The following is a 19,971-nucleotide window of genomic DNA, read 5'->3' on the forward strand; positions in this document are numbered from 1 at the left end:
GTCTCTATGGGAGCCGGTATGCCTGCGAAGAGGTCGGGACGAACAGCCACAAGGATCAGCATGTTCGACTGGAACGATCTGCGGTTTTTCCTCGAGTTGCAGCGCAGCGGCCGCCTGCTAAGCGCCGCCAAACGCCTCAACACCACTCACAGCACCGTGGCCCGGCACATCGAGAACATCGAGCAGAGCTTGGGTACAGCGCTTTTCGTGCAGCACGCCCAAGGGTATGAGCTGACCCCCTCGGGGCAGGCGCTGCTCAAGCACGCCGAAGCCATGGAGAACGTCGCCCTGCTGGCCCAGGAAGAGATCACCCAGGCCATCACCCCGCTCGGCAAGATTCGCCTGGGGGTTACCGAAGGCATCGGCATCATGTTTTTCACCCCCCGCATGAACGCATTGTTCGAGCGTTACCCCGGGCTGGAGGTGGAACTGGTCGCAGTGCCAAGGTTCGTCAGCATCCTCAACCGCGAAGCGGAGATCAGCATCCACCTTGAGCGGCCCAACGCCGACCTGCTGATCACTCGCAAACTCACCGACTATCGGCTGGCGCTGTATACCAGCCAGGCTTACCTGGACCGCGCACCGCCACTGCGCAACCGAGAGGACCTGGCCCGGCACAGCTGGATTGGCTACGTCGACGACTTGCTGTTCAGCCAGGAGTTGCTGTTTCTCAACAGCTTCTGCCGAGCACCCAACGTGGTGTTTCGCAGCACCAGCGTGATCGCCCAGCAAGCCGCCGCCCGCGCCGGTCTTGGCATTGCCGTGCTGCCCAACTACATGGCCCGCCAGGACCCGACCCTGGTACGTGTGCTGCCTGGCGAGACCATCCAGCGCAGCTACTGGATCTGCACCCGCCGCGAGCTGCACAAGTCGGTAAGACTGCGGGTAGTGTGGGACTATCTGCTGGCGCTGTGCGCAGAACAACAAAGCGAGCTGCTAGCTCAGTAGCGCCTTGCTGCCCAGCAGCAGGGCAGCGGCCCAACCTGCTACCGCAAACATCTGCTGCAGGCGCGGCCCGGCCAACCTCCTCGCCAGCGGCCTTACCAACAGCAGGCCAAGCACTGCACCGACGGCAAACGGGCCGCCAATTTGCCAATGCAGGACACCCGCAAGGCTGGCGCTGACCACACTGCCGGTAGAGACCAGGGCGATCACAGCCAATGACGTGGAAACGATGCTGGCCATACGCAGGTTGGTGTAACGGTTAAGGGCAGGGATAATGACGAACCCTCCACCGACGCCAAGCAGACCGGACAATAACCCGGATAGAGCCCCCGTTAACGCCAATGCTCTTGCGCAAGGCAGGGTCCAGCGTAACCGGCCCTGTAGCGGGTTCAGCACACACGGCTCAATGTAGCGATGGGCATCGTTGGCTTCGCCGCGCAGCTCTTTGGCCGCCTTGCGCCAGATACGCAGGCAGGCATGAACCAGCACCCCGGCGAACACCAACTGCAAGGGCGTATTCGGCAAACGGTGCGCCAGCATCAACCCCAACGGCGCTGCCGCGACACCAATGACTGCAATGAACAGCGCTGCGCGGTAGCGTACCAAGCCTTGGCGCAAACCCAGAACAGCGCCCACCGCCGCCGCCATGCCCACTGCCAGCAGGCCTACCGGGGCCGCCTCGACCATTGATAGCCCAAGGCCAAATACCAGCAACGGCACGGCGAGAATGCCTCCGCCTGCGCCGGTCAGCGCCAGCACGGCACCGATGATTGCGCCCAGGCCCGCCCCCAATAATTGATGTTCGATCACTGCCCATCCTCGGTTACCAGATGCGGGCGGGCCAGCCACTCACGGCCCTTGAGCATGCCTTGCCAGTACAGCGGGGGCAGCGCCTGCGCCTTGAGCCACCAGGCCAGGCGCGTCGGCTTGCGACCATCCAGCAGCCAACCAGGGAAGCTCGGCGCCAGCTTGCCGCCGTAGGTGAATTCGGCCAAAACGATCTTGCCGCGCTCGACGGTAAGCGGGCACGAGCCATAGCCGTCGTAACGGGCCAGGGTCGGCAACCTGCCCAGCGCAACCAGCACGTTGTTGGCCACGACGGGGGCCTGCTTACGTGCAGCTGCAGCGGTCTTGGCATTGCTGGTGTTGGCGACATCGCCCAGGGCATGAACGTTAGTGTATTTGCGGTGGCGCAGGGTGTGCGGGTCGACATCGACCCAACCGGCGTCATCGGCCAACGGGCTTTCGCGAATGAAGTCCGGCGCTACCTGCGGCGGCACCACATGCAGCACATCGAAGGCTTCAATGCGCGTCTCACTGCTGCCGTCGGCCAGGCTACGGACGAAGGTGGCGCGCTGGTTCGGGCCGTCCACGGCTGTCAGCCGATGGGAGAAATTGAGGTCCACCGCATACTTTTCGATGTACTTCATCAGCGCAGGGACGTAGTCCGCCACACCGAACAACACGGCACCGGCGTTGAAGAAGCTGGCTTTCACCGCCCCCAAATGGCCGTTGCGAAGCCAATGGTCGCACGACAGGTACAGCGCCTTCTGCGGCGCGCCGGCGCACTTGATCGGCATGGGCGGCTGGCTGAACAGGGCACGGCCTTGCTTGAGCTTTTGCACTAGCTCCCAGGTGTAGGGCGCCAAGTCGTAGCGGTAATTGGAGGTGACACCGTTACGGCCAAGGGTCTCGCTGAGCCCATTGATGGCCGCCCAGTCCAGCTTGAGTCCGGGGCAGACCACCAGTTGTTCATAACTGATGGCGCGGCCATCGTCGAGCATGACCAGCAGGCCCAACGGATCGAAGCCCTGAACGCGCGCCTTGATCCAGCGCACACCGCGCGGAATGGTCGAGGCCATGGTGCGCGCGGTGCTCGGTGCCTTGAACACACCGGCACCGACCATGGTCCAGCCGGGTTGGTAGTAATGCACTTCGGCGGGGTCAATCAAGGCAATGTCCAGAGACGGGTCACGGCTGATCAGGCTGGAAGCAGTGGCGATACCAGCGGCACCGGCACCGACGATGAGTACTTTGTGGTGATCGGTATTGGCAGGGGACAACAAGGCGGGCATGGCGGTAAATCCTGGAATCTGATTATGGGGCAGGGCGGTTACAGCTTGTTCAGCGGAATTTTCAGGTAACTCACGCCGTTTTCTTCCGGCGCGGGGAGCTGGCCGCTGCGCATGTTCACCTGCACCGAAGGCAGGATCAGCACGGGCATGTCGAGGGTTTTGTCACGGGCTTCGCGCATGGCGACGAAACTGTCCTCGTCGACGCCCTGGTGAATATGAACGTTGCTGGCGCGCTGCTCGGCTACGGTGGTGACGTACTGCATGTCGCGGCCACCTGGCAGGTAGTCGTGGCACATGAACAGCCGGGTCTGGTCGGGGAAAGCCAGCAGACGACGGATCGAACGGTACAGGGTACGGGCATCTGCCCCTGGGAAGTCGCAGCGGGCAGTACCGTAGTCGGGCATGAACAGGGTGTCGCCCACGAACACCGCGATCTCGCCGGCGTCCTCGATCATGAAACTCATGCACGCGGGCGTATGCCCAGGCGTGTGCAGTGCCCGTGCGAGCAGGTTACCAATGCGGATGACTTCTTCGTCTTCGAGCAGCACATCGAACTGGCTACCATCGCGTGCAAAGCCAGGCTCGGCGTTGAACAGGGCACCGAACACTTTCTGCACCTGGGTGATGTGCGCGCCGATGGCGGTATGCCCCCCAAGTTTTTCCTTCAGGTAGGCCGCTGCTGAAAGATGGTCGGCGTGCACATGTGTTTCCAGAATCCAGCGCACGCTGGCATTCAATTCGGTCACACGCTCGATCAGCCGATCCGCCGAGGCGCTGCAGGTGCGCCCGGACTTCGGGTCGTAATCCAGCACGCTGTCGATCAATGCGCATTGCCGGGTTTCACGGTCCATGACCAGGTAGCTGATGGTCGAGGTCGCCTTGTCAAAGAAGGCGTCCACGTGAAGGTTGTTGCCGATGATCATCACGTTCTCCAATTTATCCGCCACGCCTTGTGGGGCGTAGGCAGTGCCAGGAGGTTCATCAAGATGCATGCCAGGCTTCAGTCGGCCCATGGTCCAATGAATCCGGCCCGTTGCTGACAGCGGTTGGCGAAACTGACAGCGTGGATGGCAGTCGACTGTCAGCCAATGGCAGTGTTTGGCAGTCCTTGTTAACCTGCGCCGGTCATCCCAATGGTGTCGTCATGCCTCAAACCCATCCCATCATCCTAGCTCTGGTTTCCTACCTTGAGCACGATGCCCTGCCGACCATCGTGCTGGACACTCACTACAACATCCTGGCTGCCAATGCGGCCTACCGCCGCCAGTTCGGCCAGCATGACCAGGCGCCGCTGGGCGAAAAGTGCCACAAGGTCTCGCACCACTATGCCGTGCCATGCGACCAGGCTGGTGAGCATTGCCCAATGCGCAAGGCGTGGGAGAGCAAAGTGCCGGAGCGTGTGTTGCACATTCATCACACCCCACGTGGCCCCGAACATGTGGATGTGGAACTGCGGCCGATCCTGGATGAACAGGGCAGCGTGGTGGCCTTTGTCGAACGACTGACCACCATCACCCTCGCGTCAGCGCAGCCTCAGGAGCAGGGCTTGGTGGGGCGCGCCCCCGCCTTCAAGGCCGCCTTGGCCAGCCTGCAACGGGCGGCGCCAGCGCAGATTCCGGTGCTGCTGCAGGGGGAGTCGGGGAGCGGTAAAGAACTGTTCGCTCGCGCGGTACACATGGGCAGTCCCAGAGCGAATGGCCCGCTGGTGGTGGTCGACTGCACAGGTCTGTCTGAGTCGTTGTTCGAGAGCGAGCTGTTTGGTTACGAGAAGGGTGCATTCACCGGTGCCAACCAACGCAAGATCGGCCTGGCTGAGGCGGCCCATGGGGGCACCCTGTTCCTCGATGAAATTGGCGAAGTACCGCTGGCGATGCAGGTGAAGTTGCTGCGTCTGATCGAGTCTGGCAGCTTCCGCCCGGTGGGCAGCCTGCGCACGGTGCATTCGGATTTCCGCCTGGTATCGGCCACCCACAAGCCGCTCAAGCAGATGGTTGCGCAGGGCTCCTTCCGTGAGGACCTGTACTACCGCATCAGCGGCTTTCCGATCCGCCTGCCGGCATTGCGCGAGCGGGTGGAAGATCTACCCCTGCTCGCACAGAGCCTGCTGCAGCGGATGGCCATGACTGGCAAGCCAACGCCCAGGCTGAGTGACGATGCCTTACAGCAACTGGGGTTACATCCGTTTCCGGGCAATATCCGCGAGCTGCGCAACATACTGGAAAGAGCCCGTCTGTTCGCCGATGACGGGCTGATCCGACCTGAACACTTGCAGGAAGATATCGGGCCAGCCGGGGCGACTATGGCAGGTAGCCGTCGCTACAACCTAGGTGAGGTGGCGCAGGCACTGGAACAGTTCAAGGGCTCGCGCAGCGAACTGGCCAGCCATCTTGGCATCAGTGAGCGCACGCTGTATCGCCGCTTGAAAGCGCTTGGGCTTAACTGAAACAGCGGCAGACTTTACCGGACCTTTACCTGAGTCCTGACATTAAACGGAAAAAAGCGTGGTCTTATCAGTTAACCGAATCTGGCAATTCATACTGGCCAGGCGATAACAGGCAGAGGACCGCATCAAATGAAAAAGACCCTAACCGTGATCTGCGCGGCGCTCATGTTCAGCGCACCGCTGGCCAGCTTCGCGCAGCCGGGCCCACCCGACCGCCATGATGGCGGGCCATCGCATCAGGGCAACCCGCCACATGGTCAGCCCCAGCAACAGGGCCGACATGACAATGGCCACGGTCCTGCTTACCGTGACCCGAACTTCCGTCCACAACAAGGCATGCCAGTACCGCACCAGCAGTGGCAGCGTGGTCATGCAGTTGATCCACATTACCGTGGCGACCGTTACTGGGTAACCGACTGGAAAGCGCGCCACCTGTATGCGCCACCACGTGATCATCGCTGGCTGTATGTGAACGGGGACTACGTGCTGGTGGCTATTGCCAGTGGCGTGATCGTTAACATTCTTACCGGCTACTGATCATCAGACACTAAAAAGCCCGCATCAGCGGGCTTTTTAGTGTCTGCAAACTACAACCTGATCAGAAATCCAGGTTCGAGACCGACAGCGCGTTGCTCTCAATGAACTCACGACGCGGCTCGACTGCGTCACCCATCAAGGTGTTGAAGATCTGGTCGGCAGCGATCGCATCCTCGATGGTGACCTTGAGCATGCGGCGGACAGCCGGGTCCATGGTGGTTTCCCACAACTGGTCCGGGTTCATCTCACCCAGCCCTTTGTATCGCTGGATGGTATGACGTTTGGTGGTCTCGTTCATCAGCCAGTCCAGGCCTTCCTTGAACTCGACAATTGCCTTGCGGCGTTCACCACGTTGCACGTAAGCACCTTCACCCAGCAGGCTAGAGAGCTTGGCACCGATGTTGACTACGGTCCGGTAGTCATTGCTGCCAAAGAAGTCACGGTTGAACGTGATGTAGCTAGCCAGGCCGTGGGAGGTGATTTCTACTTCCGGCAGCCATACGTTGCGCTCTTTGTCTTCGCGCAGGCTGGCGCTGTAAGCCAGGCCAGACTTCTGGTTGGAGTTCAGACGCGCCTGGAACTGGGCCAGCCATGCTTGCATCACCGCGTGGTCACCCAACTGTTCCAGGGTCACCTCAGGCAGGTAGACGAAGTGCTCGGTTAGTTCTTCCGGGTACAAACGCGACAGGCGCTTGAGTGTCTTCATGACACTGCGGAATTCATTCACCAGGCTTTCCAGCTGCACACCAGAAACTGCTGGCGCTGACTCGTCCAGGTGCAGGCTCGCGTCCTCCAGAGCCGACTGGGTCATGTATTCTTCCATGGCCTCGTCGTCCTTGATGTACTGCTCCTGCTTGCCTTTTTTCACCTTGTACAGTGGAGGCTGGGCAATGTAGATGTAGCCGCGCTCGACCAGCTCCGGCAACTGACGGAAGAAGAAGGTCAGCAGCAAAGTACGGATGTGCGAACCGTCAACGTCAGCATCGGTCATGATGATGATGTTGTGATAGCGCAGCTTGTCGATGTTGTACTCTTCGCGACCGATCCCGCAGCCCAGTGCCGTGATCAGCGTGCCCACTTCCTGGGACGAGATCATCTTGTCGAAACGAGCCTTCTCGACGTTGAGGATCTTGCCCTTCAGCGGCAAGATCGCCTGGGTGCGGCGGTTTCGACCTTGCTTGGCCGAACCACCTGCGGAGTCACCCTCCACCAGATACAGTTCGGAAAGGGCAGGGTCTTTTTCCTGGCAGTCAGCCAGTTTGCCCGGCAGGCCGGCGATATCCAGCGCGCCTTTGCGGCGAGTCATCTCACGGGCTTTACGGGCCGCTTCCCGTGCACGGGCAGCGTCGATCATCTTGCCAACGACGGCCTTGGCTTCGTTCGGGTTCTCCAGCAGGAAATCGGCGAAGTATTTATTCATCTCTTGTTCCACGGCGGTTTTCACCTCCGAGGAAACCAGCTTGTCTTTGGTCTGCGAGCTGAACTTAGGGTCTGGGACCTTCACCGAGATAATCGCGGTCAGGCCTTCACGGGCGTCGTCGCCAGTGGTCGCCACCTTGTTCTTCTTGGCCAGGCCTTCCTGCTCGATGTAGCTGTTCAGGCTACGGGTGAGGGAAGAACGGAAGCCCACCAGGTGAGTACCACCATCACGCTGCGGAATGTTGTTGGTGAAGCACAGCAGGTTTTCGTTGAAACTGTCGTTCCATTGCAGAGCAACTTCTACACCCACGCCGTCTTCACGCTGGACGTTGAAGTGGAACACCTGGGAGTTGACTGGAGTCTTGTTGGTGTTCAAGTACTCGACAAATGCACGCAGGCCGCCTTCGTATTTGAAGAACTCTTCCTTACCGCTGCGTTCATCCTTCAGCAGAATGCCCACGCCCGAGTTCAGGAACGACAACTCGCGGATACGCTTGGCCAGGATGTCCCAGCTGAAGTGGATGTTCTTGAAGGTTTCAGCCGATGGCTTGAAGTGGATGTGGGTACCCGTCGTTTCACTGTCACCGACAACCGCCATTGGCGCTTGTGGAACACCGTGAACGTAGGTCTGCTCCCAGATTTTGCCACTACGGCGAACGGTCAGTACCAGCTGCTCGGACAGGGCGTTCACAACCGAAACACCTACACCGTGCAGACCGCCGGATACCTTGTAGGAGTTATCGTCGAATTTACCGCCAGCGTGCAGCACAGTCATGATGACTTCAGCTGCGGAAACGCCTTCTTCTTTATGCACGTCAACCGGAATGCCGCGACCGTTGTCGCGCACACTGATGGATTCGTCCGGGTGGATGATGACCGTGATGTCATCGCAGTGACCGGCGAGGGCTTCGTCGATGGAGTTGTCGACCACCTCGAAGACCATGTGGTGCAGGCCGCTACCATCATCGGTGTCGCCAATGTACATGCCGGGACGCTTGCGTACGGCATCCAAACCTTTCAGCACCTTGATGCTGGAGGAGTCGTACGTTTGATTTTCGCTCATGCCTTCACTCCCGATGGTCGTGGGTCTGGGTGATACGGCCTTGTTCCACGTGGAACAAAGCAACTGGCGTTTCCGTCTGCCAGCCTTCCCTCAGTAGTTCGTGATCTACACAGGTGATAAACACCTGGCAGCGTAATTCTTCAAGCAAGCGGCACAATGCGCGGCGATGCTGGTCGTCCAGCTCGGACGGCAAGTCATCCACGAGATAAATACAATGACCGCGGCGAGCCTGACTGACGAGGTGGCCTTGGGCAATGCGCAATGCGCACACCACCAGCTTTTGCTGACCACGCGACAGGATGTCTGCTGCGTTGTTGGCAGCCAGACGAAGACGCAGATCAGCACGCTGCGGACCGGCCTGGGTATGGCCCATCTGCTGATCGCGAAGGAGAGAGGAGGCGAGTACTTGCTGCAGTTCCCGGTCCTTGTCCCAGCCTCGGTAGTAGCTCAGGGTCAACCCGTCCAGCTCGACCAGTTCGCTCAGGGTTTGCTCGAAGACGGGCTTCAAGGCCTTGATGTAGTTGCGACGGTATTCATCTATTTCCGCACTGGCCAGGCACAATTCCCGGTCCCAGGCGGCTTGCGAAGCTGGGTCAAGTGTACCATGCCGCAACCATGAGTTCCGCTGCCGCAGCGCCTTCTGCAGCCGTTGCCAGGCTGGCAAAAAGCGAGGTTCCACGTGGAACACCCCCCAATCCAGAAACTGGCGACGTATTTTGGGGGCTCCCTCCAACAGCCGAAAACTGTCCGGGTTGATGAGCTGCAACGGTAACAACTCTGCCAGCTGGGCAGCGCTGCGCGCGTTCTGCCCATCAATGCGAATAGTGAACTCCCCCTGACGCTCCCGTGACACACCGAGGTTGCTGGTGCCACCCTCAGTCAGCAGCACCTCGCCAAACACGGTACAAGCAGACTGCTCGTACTGAATGACGGGGTTCAAGCGGGTACTGCGGAATGAGCGCGCGAGCCCAAGCAGGTGCACGGCCTCCAGTACACTGGTCTTGCCACTGCCATTGGCGCCGTAAAGGATGTTGATGCGGGGGGAGGGTAAGAGAGTCACCGGGTGCAAGTTGCGCACCGCGGTGACCATGATACGTCGAAGGGACATGTCGCCTGGCTACGGTTACAGGCGCATCGGCATGACAACGTAGGAAGAATCGTCATTGCCGGCTTCCTGCAGCAAAGCGCTGCTGTTGGAATCCGACAGGATCAGACGAACTTGCTCGGTAGTCATCACGCCCAGCACGTCCAGCAGATAGCTGACGTTGAAGCCGATTTCCAGCGAGCTACCTTCGTAGTCCACACTGATTTCTTCTTCAGCCTCTTCCTGCTCGGGGTTGTTGGCCTGGATCTTCAATTGACCGGCAGCCAGTTGCAGGCGAATACCGCGGTACTTTTCGTTGGAAAGAATTGCAGTGCGGCTGAATGCTTCACGCAGCGCCTGACGATCACCGACAACCAGTTTGTCGCCACCTTTGGGCAATACGCGCTCGTAGTCAGGGAATTTGCCATCGACCAGTTTGGAGGTGAAGGTGAACTCACCGGTGGTCGCGCGGATGTGATGCTGGCCCAGGACGATGCTAACCATGCCCTCCGGATCGGTCAGCAGGCGCGCCAGTTCCAGGATGCCTTTGCGCGGTACGATCACCTGGTGGCGATCATCCTGCTCGATCGGCGCGGTCATGGAGCACAGCGCCAGACGGTGACCATCAGTAGCCACTGCACGTAGGGTGTTGCGGGACACCTCCAGCAGCATGCCATTGAGGTAATACCGCACGTCCTGCTGAGCCATGGCGAAGCTGGTGCGTTCGATCAAGCGGCGCAGCTTGCTCTGCTCCAGGTTGCAGGTCAGCGAACCAGGGCCTTCTTCCACAGTCGGGAAGTCATTGGCTGGCAGGGTCGACAGGGTGAAGCGGCTGCGGCCGGCCTTTACCAACAATTTCTGCTCATCGACCTTGATATCGATCAGGGCGTCGTTAGGCAGGCTTTTGCAGATGTCCATCAGCTTGCGCGCCGGGACGGTGATCTCGCCAGGCTCGGCTGGTTCTTCAAGTTGCACGCGGCCTACCAGTTCGACCTCCAGGTCGGTACCGGTCAACGACAGTTGCTGGCCTTGCACGACCAGCAATACGTTGGACAGGACCGGCAAGGTCTGACGGCGCTCGACGACACCGGCGACCAGTTGCAGGGGTTTCAACAGGGCTTCGCGTTGAATGGTGAAATGCATGGTCTAGTCCCTTGCCTTCAATTAGCTGCGCAGACGGCCATCAGGTCGTCAGCGTCCGCAGCAGGTTCTTGTAGTCCTCGCGGATGTCCGCGTCGGATTCCTTCAGTTCATTGATCTTGCGGCAGGCGTGCAGCACGGTCGTATGGTCGCGGCCACCGAACATGTCGCCGATTTCCGGCAGACTGTGGTTGGTCAGCTCCTTGGACAGGGCCATGGCCACCTGCCGCGGACGCGCGACAGAACGCGAACGCCGCTTGGACAACAGATCGGAGATCTTGATCTTGTAGTACTCAGCGACGGTACGCTGAATGTTATCCACACTGACCAGCTTGTCTTGCAGCGCCAGCAGATCCTTCAGCGACTCGCGAATCAGCTCGATGGTAATGTCGCGACCCATGAAGTGCGAATGCGCGATCACCCGCTTCAGTGCACCTTCCAGTTCACGTACGTTGGAACGGATGCGCTGGGCAATGAAGAAGGCGGCATCATGCGGCAGCTCGACCTTGGCCTGGTCGGCCTTCTTCATAAGGATCGCCACGCGTGTTTCCAGTTCTGGCGGCTCGACAGCAACCGTCAGGCCCCAGCCAAAGCGTGACTTCAGGCGCTCTTCCAGGCCTTCGATCTCCTTGGGGTAGCGGTCGGAGGTAAGGATTACCTGCTGACCACCCTCAAGCAGGGCATTGAAGGTGTGGAAAAACTCTTCCTGTGAGCGCTCTTTACGGGCGAAGAACTGGATATCGTCGATCAGCAACGCATCCACCGAGCGATAGAAGCGCTTGAATTCGTTGATGGCGTTGAGCTGTAGCGCCTTGACCATGTCGGCCACGAAACGCTCCGAATGCAGATACACGACCTTGGCATTCGGGTTCTTCTTCAGCAGGTGGTTACCCACAGCATGCATCAGGTGGGTTTTACCCAGGCCCACGCCACCATAAAGGAACAGCGGGTTATAACCATGCTTAGGGTTATCCGCTACCTGCCAGGCAGCCGCGCGTGCCAGCTGGTTCGACTTGCCTTCGACAAAGGTGTCGAAAGTGAAAGTTCGGTTCAGGTAGCTGGTGTGCTTGAGCGCACCTTCAACCTGCACAGTGCGCTGCTCGGTCCGGCCACTGCTGGCCGGCGCCGTGGCCGGTTCAGCCATGGCATCGAAGCTGTCGCGTGTGGACGCCTCAGCCATTTCATCGACGAGCGCAGGCTCGGCAAGGGTGACCGGGACCGGATCGACCGCCGGTACTGCCGACACAGGTTTTTGGGGCTGGCTCTGCGCCTGGTTTTGCGCCAGCGAAGCCGCCACCGCCGCGCTTACCGGCGCGTTGGGTGCAGCACGGGGCGCAGAACTGCGACGACTGCCTATCAACAAGGAGAGGGCCGGTGCAATACCGCTGCCATTTTCCCCCAACAGCTCGAGCAAGCGGCCCAGGTACTTTTCATTGACCCAATCGAGAACGAAACGGTTAGGCGCATAGACGCGCAACTCGTCGCCTTCGGCTTCGACCTGTAGCGGACGGATCCAGGTGTTGAATTGCTGGGCAGGCAGTTCATCGCGCAGAAGCTCTACGCACTGCTGCCAAAGTTCCACTGACACGGATATCCCCTGAGTTTGAAAGCCGGATGAGGCAAAAACAAACCGCCATTGTACCGGTCGAGCGTTCAGTTATCCACATGTGGACACGTTAGGATCCATGACAAAACAGCCATTTATCGACCAAAACGTCTTTACCGCGCTGTGAATAAACCCTGTGGATAACCGACACTGAGGGCTATGCACAACCCTGGGTGTCAGCCTGTTGATAACTTGCTTGTGGATAATCACCGATTTCATCCACAGCTTCTGCGCACGATGGGAACAAGCGGAGCACCGGTTGAGAACACGGTTGTGAAATTCTGTACAGCCCGTATTTACTGGCCTATAGCATGTTATCCACAGATAGTCGCCTACCTAAGATTTATAAGTTCTTCAGAAAAGCTTTTTATATGTCTCTCTTTTTTTTTCATGTTGTCCCCGATTCATGTGTCCGATCAAGCAGCAGTCGGTGATCCACCCATAGGCACCGTCCATCACATGCTCTATATGGAAAGACTGGTTGGAAATTGACCTACGGGCTTGCTTTCTCTAGAATCGCCGGTCTCTTAAAAAGGGGGCCATCCCGGCCCGTCGTCGACAAACCAGGTAACACGCCATGAAACGTACTTTCCAACCAAGCACCATCAAGCGCGCGCGCACTCACGGTTTCCGTGCCCGTATGGCTACCAAGAACGGCCGTGCTGTTCTGTCGCGTCGTCGTGCCAAAGGCCGTAAGCGTCTGGCCATTTGATTTTTCGGCACAGGTGGTGAGTCAGGACTTCAGTCGGGAAAAGCGACTGCTTACACCCCGGCACTTCAAAGCGGTCTTCGACTCCCCAACCGGCAAGGTTCCAGGGAAAAACCTGCTGATCCTTGCTCGCGAGAACGGCCTTGATCACCCACGCCTCGGCCTGGTGATCGGCAAGAAGAGCGTCAAGCTCGCCGTTCAACGCAATCGCCTCAAGCGCTTGATGCGCGATTCCTTTCGTCTGAACCAGCACATGCTTGCCGGGTTGGACATCGTGATCGTCGCGCGCAAGGGATTGGGTGAGGTAGAAAACCCGGAATTGCACCAACACTTTGGCAAGCTCTGGAAACGCCTGGCGCGCAGCCGGCCAACCCCAGCAGTAATCGCCGATTCCGCAGGGGTAGACAGCCAAGATGCGTAAACTGGCACTCGTTCCGATCCAGTTTTACCGTTATGCCATTAGTCCTCTGATGGCCAATCACTGTCGTTTCTTCCCCAGTTGCTCCTGTTACGCGTATGAAGCCATCGAAAACCATGGCATCTGGCGTGGTGGGTGGCTGGCCGTTCGTCGCCTGGGGCGTTGTCATCCGTGGAATGACGGCGGTTTCGACCCCGTTCCACCCGCTCCTTCCTCCCGAACTTCTTCGATAGCCGAGTAATCATGGATATTAAACGCACGATCCTGATCGCCGCGCTGGCAGTCGTGTCCTACGTCATGGTCCTGAAGTGGAACGATGACTACGGCCAGGCTGCCCTGCCGACTCAGAATACTGCTGCCAGCACTGTTGCTCCGGGCTTGCCCGATGGCGTGCCGGCCGGTAACAACGGTGCCAGCGCCGATGTACCGAGCGCCAACGCCGAATCGAGCCCTGCCGAACTGGCACCGGTCGCACTCAGCAAGGACCTGATCCGAGTCAAGACCGACGTTCTGGAACTGGCTATCGATCCGGTCGGTGGTGACATCGTCCAGTTGAACCTGCCCAAGTACCCACGCCGTCAGGACCATCCGGACATTCCATTCCAGTTGTTCGACAATGGTGGCGAGCGTGTCTACCTGGCACAAAGCGGCCTTACCGGTGCCAACGGCCCGGATGCCCGCGCCAGCGGCCGCCCGCTGTATGCCGCAGAACAGAAGAGCTACCAACTGGCTGACGGCCAGCAGCAACTGGTGGTTGACCTGAAGTTCAGCGACAACGGCGTCAACTACATCAAGCGCTTCAGCTTCAAGCGCGGTGAGTACGACCTGAATGTCAGCTACCTGATCGACAACCAAAGCGGCCAGGCCTGGAGCGGCAACATGTTTGCCCAGCTCAAGCGTGACGCCAGCGGCGATCCTTCTTCCAGCACTGCCACCGGTACCGCAACCTACCTGGGTGCAGCCCTGTGGACAGCTGCCGAGCCTTACAAAAAGGTCTCGATGAAGGACATCGACAAAGGTAGTTTGAAAGAAAATGTGTCTGGCGGCTGGGTGGCCTGGCTTCAGCACTACTTCGTGACTGCCTGGATTCCGGCCAAGTCGGACAACAACGTTGTCCAGACCCGTAAGGACAGCCAGGGCAACTACATCATCGGCTACACCGGTCCGGCGCTTAACGTACCTGCAGGTGGTAAGGTCGAAACCAGTGCCATGCTGTACGCTGGCCCGAAGATCCAGTCCAAGCTGAAAGAGTTGTCCCCAGGCCTGGAATTGACCGTCGACTACGGCTTCCTGTGGTTCATCGCCCAGCCGATCTTCTGGCTGCTGCAACATATCCACAGCCTGCTGGGCAACTGGGGCTGGTCGATCATCGTGCTGACCATGCTGATCAAAGGCCTGTTCTTCCCACTGTCGGCTGCCAGCTACCGCTCCATGGCGCGTATGCGTGCCGTTGCTCCAAAACTTGCCGCTCTGAAGGAACGCTTCGGTGATGACCGCCAGAAGATGTCCCAGGCAATGATGGAGCTGTACAAGAAAGAGAAGATCAACCCGTTGGGCGGCTGCCTGCCGATCCTGGTCCAGATGCCGGTGTTCCTGGCCCTGTACTGGGTGCTGCTGGAAAGCGTGGAAATGCGCCAGGCCCCATGGATGCTGTGGATTACCGACCTGTCGATCAAGGATCCGTTCTTCATCCTGCCGATCATCATGGGCGCCACCATGTTCATCCAACAGCGCCTGAACCCGACGCCGCCGGATCCGATGCAGGCCAAGGTGATGAAAATGATGCCAATCATCTTCACCTTCTTCTTCCTGTGGTTCCCGGCTGGTCTGGTGCTGTACTGGGTTGTGAACAACTGCCTGTCGATTTCGCAGCAGTGGTACATTACCCGCCGCATTGAAGCAGCAACGAAAAAAGCTGCTGCTTGACGGGCTACTGCGCTAGCCTGTGAATAAAAAACGCCCCCTAGTGGGGCGTTTTTGCTATCTGTCGTTTTTGTCGTAGAGGCTTTCGAGCATGAACATTGTGCGTGAAACCATCGCCGCCATTGCTACCGCCCAGGGCCGCGGTGGTGTGGGGATTGTCAGGTTGTCCGGCCCGCTGGCTGCCAAGGCCGGCCAGTTGATCACCGGTCGTACACTTACCCCTCGCCACGCCCACTACGGCCCATTCCGCGACGAGGAAGGGCTGGTACTGGACGAAGGCATCGCGTTGTATTTTCCCGGGCCGAATTCGTTCACTGGCGAGGATGTGCTTGAACTTCAGGGCCACGGTGGCCCGGTGGTTCTGGACATGCTGCTGCAGCGCTGTGTACAAGTCGGCTGCCGGCTGGCCCGGCCGGGCGAGTTCAGCGAGCGCGCATTCCTCAACGACAAGCTTGACCTGGCCCAGGCCGAAGCCATTGCCGACCTGATCGAGGCCAGTTCCAGCCAGGCCGCGCGCAATGCCCTGCGCTCGCTGCAAGGTGAATTCTCCAAACGTGTGCACAGCCTGACCGAGGCGTTGATTGCCCTGCGTATCTACGTTGAAGCAGCGATCGACTTCCCAGAGGAGGAAATCGATTTCCTCGCCGATGGCCACGTGTTGTCGATGCTCGATGCAGTGCGCGGCGAGTTATCCACCGTGCAGCGCGAAGCCGGGCAGGGTGCGCTGCTGCGTGACGGCATGACCGTAGTCATCGCTGGGCGGCCCAATGCCGGCAAATCGAGCCTGCTGAACCAGTTGGCCGGGCGCGAAGCTGCCATCGTCACTGATATCGCTGGCACCACCCGGGACATCCTGCGCGAACATATCCACATCGACGGGATGCCGCTTCATGTGGTCGATACAGCTGGTTTGCGCACTACTGATGACCATGTGGAAAAGATCGGCGTAGAACGCGCGCTCAAGGCCATCGGCGAAGCGGACCGGGTGCTGCTGGTCGTCGACTCCACTGCCCCCGAGGCCAGCGACCCGTTCGCCCTGTGGCCAGAGTTTCTCGACCAGCGCCCGGACCCGGCCAAGGTCACGCTGATTCGTAACAAGTCTGACCTGAGTGGTGAGCGGGTGGCGCTGGAACAGTGCGATGACGGCCATGTCACAATCACTCTCAGCGCCAAAGGTGACGATGCGGGCCTGCAGTTGCTGCGCGATCACCTGAAAGCTTGTATGGGTTATGAGCAGACCGCCGAGAGCGGTTTCAGCGCTCGCAGGCGCCATCTGGATGCTTTGCGCCAGGCCAGTGAGCACCTGGAACACGGCCGCGCACAACTGACGCTGGCGGGCGCGGGAGAGCTGTTGGCGGAAGACCTGCGGCAGGCCCAGCACGCCCTGGGTGAGATCACCGGAGCATTCAGCTCCGATGACCTGCTGGGGCGGATTTTCTCCAGCTTCTGCATCGGAAAGTAATCCACAGCCATCCAAAGCCAAACGCCGCTCCCTCTGGAGCGGCTTTTTTTTGCCTCGCATTTATGCAGTTGTCACGCTGACCTCATGCTCGAAAAGCGGCTCCCAGGGTTAAAGCCATCCATTTTTTTGTGAGTAGGTCCTTCTGTGGGAGGGGATTACTCGCCAAAAAGCCAATGACGGAAGAAAAAAATTTGATCACAGGCGCCGATTCGCCGTCAGGAGCCCTGTGGAAAACCCGGCTTCAGCTCCGTTGATAAGCAGGCTTTTTTTCTGAGGACAAAGCGCCCTGTGGGTAAATAGGCATTTAATCCACAGGCTAAAATGGGTTATCCATAGCCCTCATGGCACTCCAGACACAGGGTTTAATTTCTCTATACACAGCGTGAGATATGGGCTGTAGAGCTTTATCCACAGATATGGGTGTGCATAAGAATAAACATAAAAACAAAGCTTTTTTAAATTTTTCCTCTTTGATTTCTGTTGTTTGCCACTCATCCACAGACTGGTCAAAATTTGCTCAGACGGTTTCTTTAAGGGGGGCTAAGTCCCTATACTTGTCCGCTTACCTTCTCTATTCGCAAAAACAGGCACGAGGTGCGTGGTGGATTTCCCTTCCCGTTTTGAAGTGATCGTCATCGGCGGCGGCCATGCCGGTACCGAGGCTGCGCTTGCGTCTGCACGCATGGGTGTGAAAACCCTGCTGTTGACCCATAACGTGGAAACCCTCGGTCACATGAGCTGCAACCCCGCTATTGGCGGTATTGGCAAAAGCCATCTGGTCAAAGAGATCGATGCCCTCGGCGGCGCCATGGCGCTGGCCACCGACAAGAGCGGCATCCAGTTCCGCGTTCTGAACAACCGCAAGGGCCCGGCCGTACGCGCCACCCGTGCGCAGGCCGACCGCGCCATCTACAAGGCAGTGGTGCGTGAAATCCTGGAAAACCAGCCGAACCTGTGGATATTCCAGCAATCCTGCGACGACCTCATCGTCGAGCAGGATCAGGTCAAAGGCGTAGTGACCCAGATGGGCCTGCGTTTCTTCGCAGAATCAGTGGTACTTACCACCGGCACCTTCCTCGGCGGCCTTATCCACATCGGTTTGCAAAACCATTCCGGCGGTCGCGCCGGTGACCCGCCTTCGATTGCCCTGGCCCACCGCATGCGTGAACTGCCGCTGCGCGTTGGCCGCCTGAAAACCGGGACCCCGCCACGCATTGATGGGCGTTCGGTGGACTTCTCGGTCATGACCGAGCAGCCAGGCGATACCCCGATCCCGGTGATGTCGTTCATGGGCAATGCCGACATGCACCCGCGCCAGGTGAGTTGCTGGATTACCCATACGAACGCACGCACTCACGAGATCATTGCCTCGAACCTCGACCGTTCGCCGATGTACTCGGGCGTGATCGAAGGGGTCGGTCCACGCTACTGCCCGTCGATCGAAGACAAGATCCACCGCTTCGCCGACAAGGAAAGCCACCAGGTGTTCATTGAGCCGGAAGGCCTGACCACCCATGAGCTGTACCCCAACGGAATATCCACTTCGCTGCCATTCGACGTGCAGTTGGAGCTCGTGCGTTCCATCCGTGGCATGGAAAACGCCCACATCGTGCGCCCCGGCTACGCCATCGAGTACGACTACTTCGACCCGCGTGATCTCAAGTACAGCCTCGAGACAAAAGTCATCGGCGGCCTGTTCTTCGCCGGGCAGATCAACGGCACCACCGGGTACGAAGAAGCCGGTGCCCAAGGCCTGCTGGCCGGGACCAACGCCGCACTGCGGGCGCAGGGCCGTGACAGCTGGTGCCCGCGCCGTGACGAGGCTTACATCGGTGTACTGGTGGACGACCTGATTACCTTGGGTACCCAGGAGCCGTACCGCATGTTTACCTCGCGAGCCGAGTACCGGCTGATACTGCGCGAAGACAACGCCGACTTGCGCCTGACCGAAAAGGGCCGTGAACTGGGCCTGATCGATGACCAGCGCTGGGCTGCGTTCTGCGCCAAGCGCGACGGTATCGAGCGTGAGGAACAGCGCCTGAAATCGACTTGGGTTCGCCCGAATACCGAGCAAGGCCAGGCGGTTGTGGATAAATTCGGCACTCCGCTGAGCCACGAGTACAGCCTGCTCAACCTGCTGGCACGCCCAGAAATCGACTACGCCGGCCTGATCGAAGCGACTGGCGGTGAAGCGATCGATCCACAGGTTGCCGAGCAGGTAGAAATCCGCACCAAGTACGCCGGTTACATCGACCGCCAGCAGGATGAAATTGCCCGACTGCGCGCCAGCGAAGACACGCGCCTGCCTGTGGATATCGACTACACGACGATTTCCGGCCTGTCCAAGGAGATACAGGGCAAGCTGAGCCAGACCCGTCCGGAGACGCTGGGCCAGGCTTCGCGTATCCCGGGCGTGACCCCTGCGGCAATTTCCCTGTTGCTGATTCACTTGAAAAAACGCGGCGCTGGCCGCGAATTGGAGCAAAGCGCTTGAGTTCCCTGGTCACCCCGCAACACGCTGAAGAGTTGTCCACAGGTGCACGACAGCTTGGTGTCGAGCTGACTGCCGAGCAGCACGAGAAGCTGCTTGGCTACCTGGCTCTGTTGATCAAATGGAACAAAGCCTACAACCTGACTGCCGTGCGCGACCCAGACGAGATGGTCTCGCGTCACCTGCTCGACAGTCTTAGCGTCATGTCGTTTATCCACAACGACCGTGACAACTGGTTGGATGTTGGCAGCGGCGGTGGCATGCCCGGCATCCCGCTGGCTATCCTGCATCCACACAAGCGTGTCACTGTGCTGGACGCCAATGGCAAGAAAACCCGCTTCCTGACCCAAGTGAAAATGGAGCTCAAGCTGGACAACCTCGCGGTTATCCACAGCCGGGTAGAGGCCTTTCAGCCAGCACAAGCGTTCGACGGAATCATTTCTCGTGCTTTCAGCAGCATGGAGAACTTCACCAACTGGACCCGCCACCTGGGCGACACCGGGACGCAATGGCTTGCAATGAAGGGGCTGCATCCTGCCGATGAACTGGTAGCATTGCCCGCAGACTTCACAGTGGAAAGCGAACAGGCCCTGACCGTTCCGGGTTGCCAGGGCCAGCGCCATCTGCTGATACTGCGCCGCAAGGCATGACTGGGA

General features: G+C 59.2%; 17 protein-coding genes. 10 read left to right on the forward strand and 7 right to left on the reverse strand.

The annotated features are described in order from the left end of the window. The first annotated feature begins 60 nt into the window (after positions 1-60). Complete coding sequence (locus OO258_RS19465; RefSeq protein WP_266032093.1) at positions 61-948, forward strand: LysR family transcriptional regulator; 888 nt, start codon at positions 61-63, stop codon at positions 946-948. On the opposite strand, the gene OO258_RS19470 is transcribed toward OO258_RS19465, so the two are convergent. From OO258_RS19470 to OO258_RS19480, 3 genes are read right to left on the reverse strand one after another with little or no spacing between them, the layout of a single operon-like run. Beyond that, a complete protein-coding gene (locus OO258_RS19470; RefSeq protein WP_266032094.1) occupies positions 937-1,755 on the reverse strand; it encodes a sulfite exporter TauE/SafE family protein in 819 nt (272 codons plus the stop codon). The genes OO258_RS19465 and OO258_RS19470 overlap by 12 nt on opposite strands. After that, a complete protein-coding gene (locus OO258_RS19475) occupies positions 1,752-3,020 on the reverse strand; it encodes an NAD(P)/FAD-dependent oxidoreductase (RefSeq protein ID WP_266032095.1) in 1,269 nt (422 codons plus the stop codon). The genes OO258_RS19470 and OO258_RS19475 overlap by 4 nt, the downstream gene beginning before the upstream one ends. Before the next feature lie 38 nt (positions 3,021-3,058). After that, positions 3,059-3,943 (reverse strand): MBL fold metallo-hydrolase, encoded by an 885-nt coding sequence (locus tag OO258_RS19480; RefSeq protein WP_266032157.1) that lies wholly within the window; start codon positions 3,941-3,943, stop codon positions 3,059-3,061. 221 nt (positions 3,944-4,164) lie between these two features. On the opposite strand from OO258_RS19480, the gene OO258_RS19485 reads away from it, so the two are divergent. After that, positions 4,165-5,463 (forward strand): sigma-54 interaction domain-containing protein, encoded by a 1,299-nt coding sequence (locus tag OO258_RS19485; RefSeq protein WP_266032096.1) that lies wholly within the window; start codon positions 4,165-4,167, stop codon positions 5,461-5,463. A gap of 129 nt (positions 5,464-5,592) precedes the next feature. After that, positions 5,593-6,000, forward strand: a complete 408-nt coding sequence (locus OO258_RS19490) for an RcnB family protein (protein ID WP_110743497.1) — start codon at positions 5,593-5,595, stop codon at positions 5,998-6,000. Positions 6,001-6,061: 61 nt separating this feature from the next. Here OO258_RS19490 and gyrB read toward each other — a convergent pair whose 3' ends face one another. From gyrB to dnaA, 4 genes are read right to left on the reverse strand one after another with little or no spacing between them, the layout of a single operon-like run. Next, positions 6,062-8,482, reverse strand: coding sequence for a DNA topoisomerase (ATP-hydrolyzing) subunit B (gyrB, locus tag OO258_RS19495; RefSeq protein ID WP_266032098.1), 2,421 nt, complete (start codon positions 8,480-8,482; stop codon positions 6,062-6,064). A gap of 4 nt (positions 8,483-8,486) precedes the next feature. After that, positions 8,487-9,590 carry a DNA replication/repair protein RecF gene (gene recF / locus OO258_RS19500; protein ID WP_110743495.1) on the reverse strand — a complete coding sequence of 368 codons (1,104 nt, stop codon included), beginning with the start codon at positions 9,588-9,590 and terminating at the stop codon, positions 8,487-8,489. Between the two features lie 15 nt (positions 9,591-9,605). Beyond that, positions 9,606-10,709 (reverse strand): DNA polymerase III subunit beta, encoded by a 1,104-nt coding sequence (gene dnaN, locus OO258_RS19505; RefSeq protein WP_266032101.1) that lies wholly within the window; start codon positions 10,707-10,709, stop codon positions 9,606-9,608. Between the two features lie 40 nt (positions 10,710-10,749). Then, positions 10,750-12,294, reverse strand: coding sequence for a chromosomal replication initiator protein DnaA (dnaA, locus tag OO258_RS19510; protein WP_266032103.1), 1,545 nt, complete (start codon positions 12,292-12,294; stop codon positions 10,750-10,752). Positions 12,295-12,889: 595 nt separating this feature from the next. Between dnaA and rpmH the strand changes: the two genes are divergently transcribed. The 7 genes from rpmH (at position 12,890) to rsmG (ending at position 19,965) form a co-directional block, all read left to right on the forward strand. Further along, a complete protein-coding gene (gene rpmH, locus OO258_RS19515) occupies positions 12,890-13,024 on the forward strand; it encodes a 50S ribosomal protein L34 (protein ID WP_003253163.1) in 135 nt (44 codons plus the stop codon). Positions 13,025-13,037: 13 nt separating this feature from the next. Continuing rightward, positions 13,038-13,442 (forward strand): ribonuclease P protein component, encoded by a 405-nt coding sequence (rnpA, locus tag OO258_RS19520; protein ID WP_110743492.1) that lies wholly within the window; start codon positions 13,038-13,040, stop codon positions 13,440-13,442. Beyond that, on the forward strand, positions 13,435-13,680 hold the full coding sequence (gene yidD, locus OO258_RS19525) for a membrane protein insertion efficiency factor YidD (protein ID WP_003253169.1): 246 nt from the start codon (positions 13,435-13,437) through the stop codon (positions 13,678-13,680). Before rnpA ends, yidD begins: the two co-directional genes overlap by 8 nt. 2 nt (positions 13,681-13,682) lie before the next feature. Then, positions 13,683-15,365, forward strand: a complete 1,683-nt coding sequence (gene yidC / locus OO258_RS19530; RefSeq protein WP_266032104.1) for a membrane protein insertase YidC — start codon at positions 13,683-13,685, stop codon at positions 15,363-15,365. 88 nt (positions 15,366-15,453) lie between these two features. Next, complete coding sequence (gene mnmE / locus OO258_RS19535) at positions 15,454-16,824, forward strand: tRNA uridine-5-carboxymethylaminomethyl(34) synthesis GTPase MnmE (RefSeq protein ID WP_266032105.1); 1,371 nt, start codon at positions 15,454-15,456, stop codon at positions 16,822-16,824. Between the two features lie 601 nt (positions 16,825-17,425). Beyond that, positions 17,426-19,318 carry a tRNA uridine-5-carboxymethylaminomethyl(34) synthesis enzyme MnmG gene (gene mnmG / locus OO258_RS19540; protein ID WP_266032106.1) on the forward strand — a complete coding sequence of 631 codons (1,893 nt, stop codon included), beginning with the start codon at positions 17,426-17,428 and terminating at the stop codon, positions 19,316-19,318. Then, on the forward strand, positions 19,315-19,965 hold the full coding sequence (gene rsmG, locus OO258_RS19545) for a 16S rRNA (guanine(527)-N(7))-methyltransferase RsmG (RefSeq protein ID WP_266032107.1): 651 nt from the start codon (positions 19,315-19,317) through the stop codon (positions 19,963-19,965). The genes mnmG and rsmG overlap by 4 nt, the downstream gene beginning before the upstream one ends. Positions 19,966-19,971 lie beyond the last annotated feature (6 nt).

The sequence above is a fragment of the Pseudomonas sp. DCB_BI genome, from assembly GCF_026240995.1.
GTDB lineage: Bacteria > Pseudomonadota > Gammaproteobacteria > Pseudomonadales > Pseudomonadaceae > Aquipseudomonas.

Bases quoted from the DNA above. Each gene is read 5' to 3' on its own strand.
- yidC (WP_266032104.1), top strand. From the start codon at position 13,683: ATGGATATTAAACGCACGATCCTGATCGCCGCGCTGGCAGTCGTGTCC.
- yidD (WP_003253169.1), top strand. From the start codon at position 13,435: ATGCGTAAACTGGCACTCGTTCCGATCCAGTTTTACCGTTATGCCATT.
- gyrB (WP_266032098.1), bottom strand. From the start codon at position 8,482: ATGAGCGAAAATCAAACGTACGACTCCTCCAGCATCAAGGTGCTGAAA.
- mnmE (WP_266032105.1), top strand. From the start codon at position 15,454: ATGAACATTGTGCGTGAAACCATCGCCGCCATTGCTACCGCCCAGGGC.
- recF (WP_110743495.1), bottom strand. From the start codon at position 9,590: ATGTCCCTTCGACGTATCATGGTCACCGCGGTGCGCAACTTGCACCCG.
- OO258_RS19485 (WP_266032096.1), top strand. From the start codon at position 4,165: ATGCCTCAAACCCATCCCATCATCCTAGCTCTGGTTTCCTACCTTGAG.
- OO258_RS19490 (WP_110743497.1), top strand. From the start codon at position 5,593: ATGAAAAAGACCCTAACCGTGATCTGCGCGGCGCTCATGTTCAGCGCA.
- OO258_RS19480 (WP_266032157.1), bottom strand. From the start codon at position 3,943: ATGATCATCGGCAACAACCTTCACGTGGACGCCTTCTTTGACAAGGCG.
- dnaN (WP_266032101.1), bottom strand. From the start codon at position 10,709: ATGCATTTCACCATTCAACGCGAAGCCCTGTTGAAACCCCTGCAACTG.
- OO258_RS19475 (WP_266032095.1), bottom strand. From the start codon at position 3,020: ATGCCCGCCTTGTTGTCCCCTGCCAATACCGATCACCACAAAGTACTC.
- rpmH (WP_003253163.1), top strand. From the start codon at position 12,890: ATGAAACGTACTTTCCAACCAAGCACCATCAAGCGCGCGCGCACTCAC.
- OO258_RS19465 (WP_266032093.1), top strand. From the start codon at position 61: ATGTTCGACTGGAACGATCTGCGGTTTTTCCTCGAGTTGCAGCGCAGC.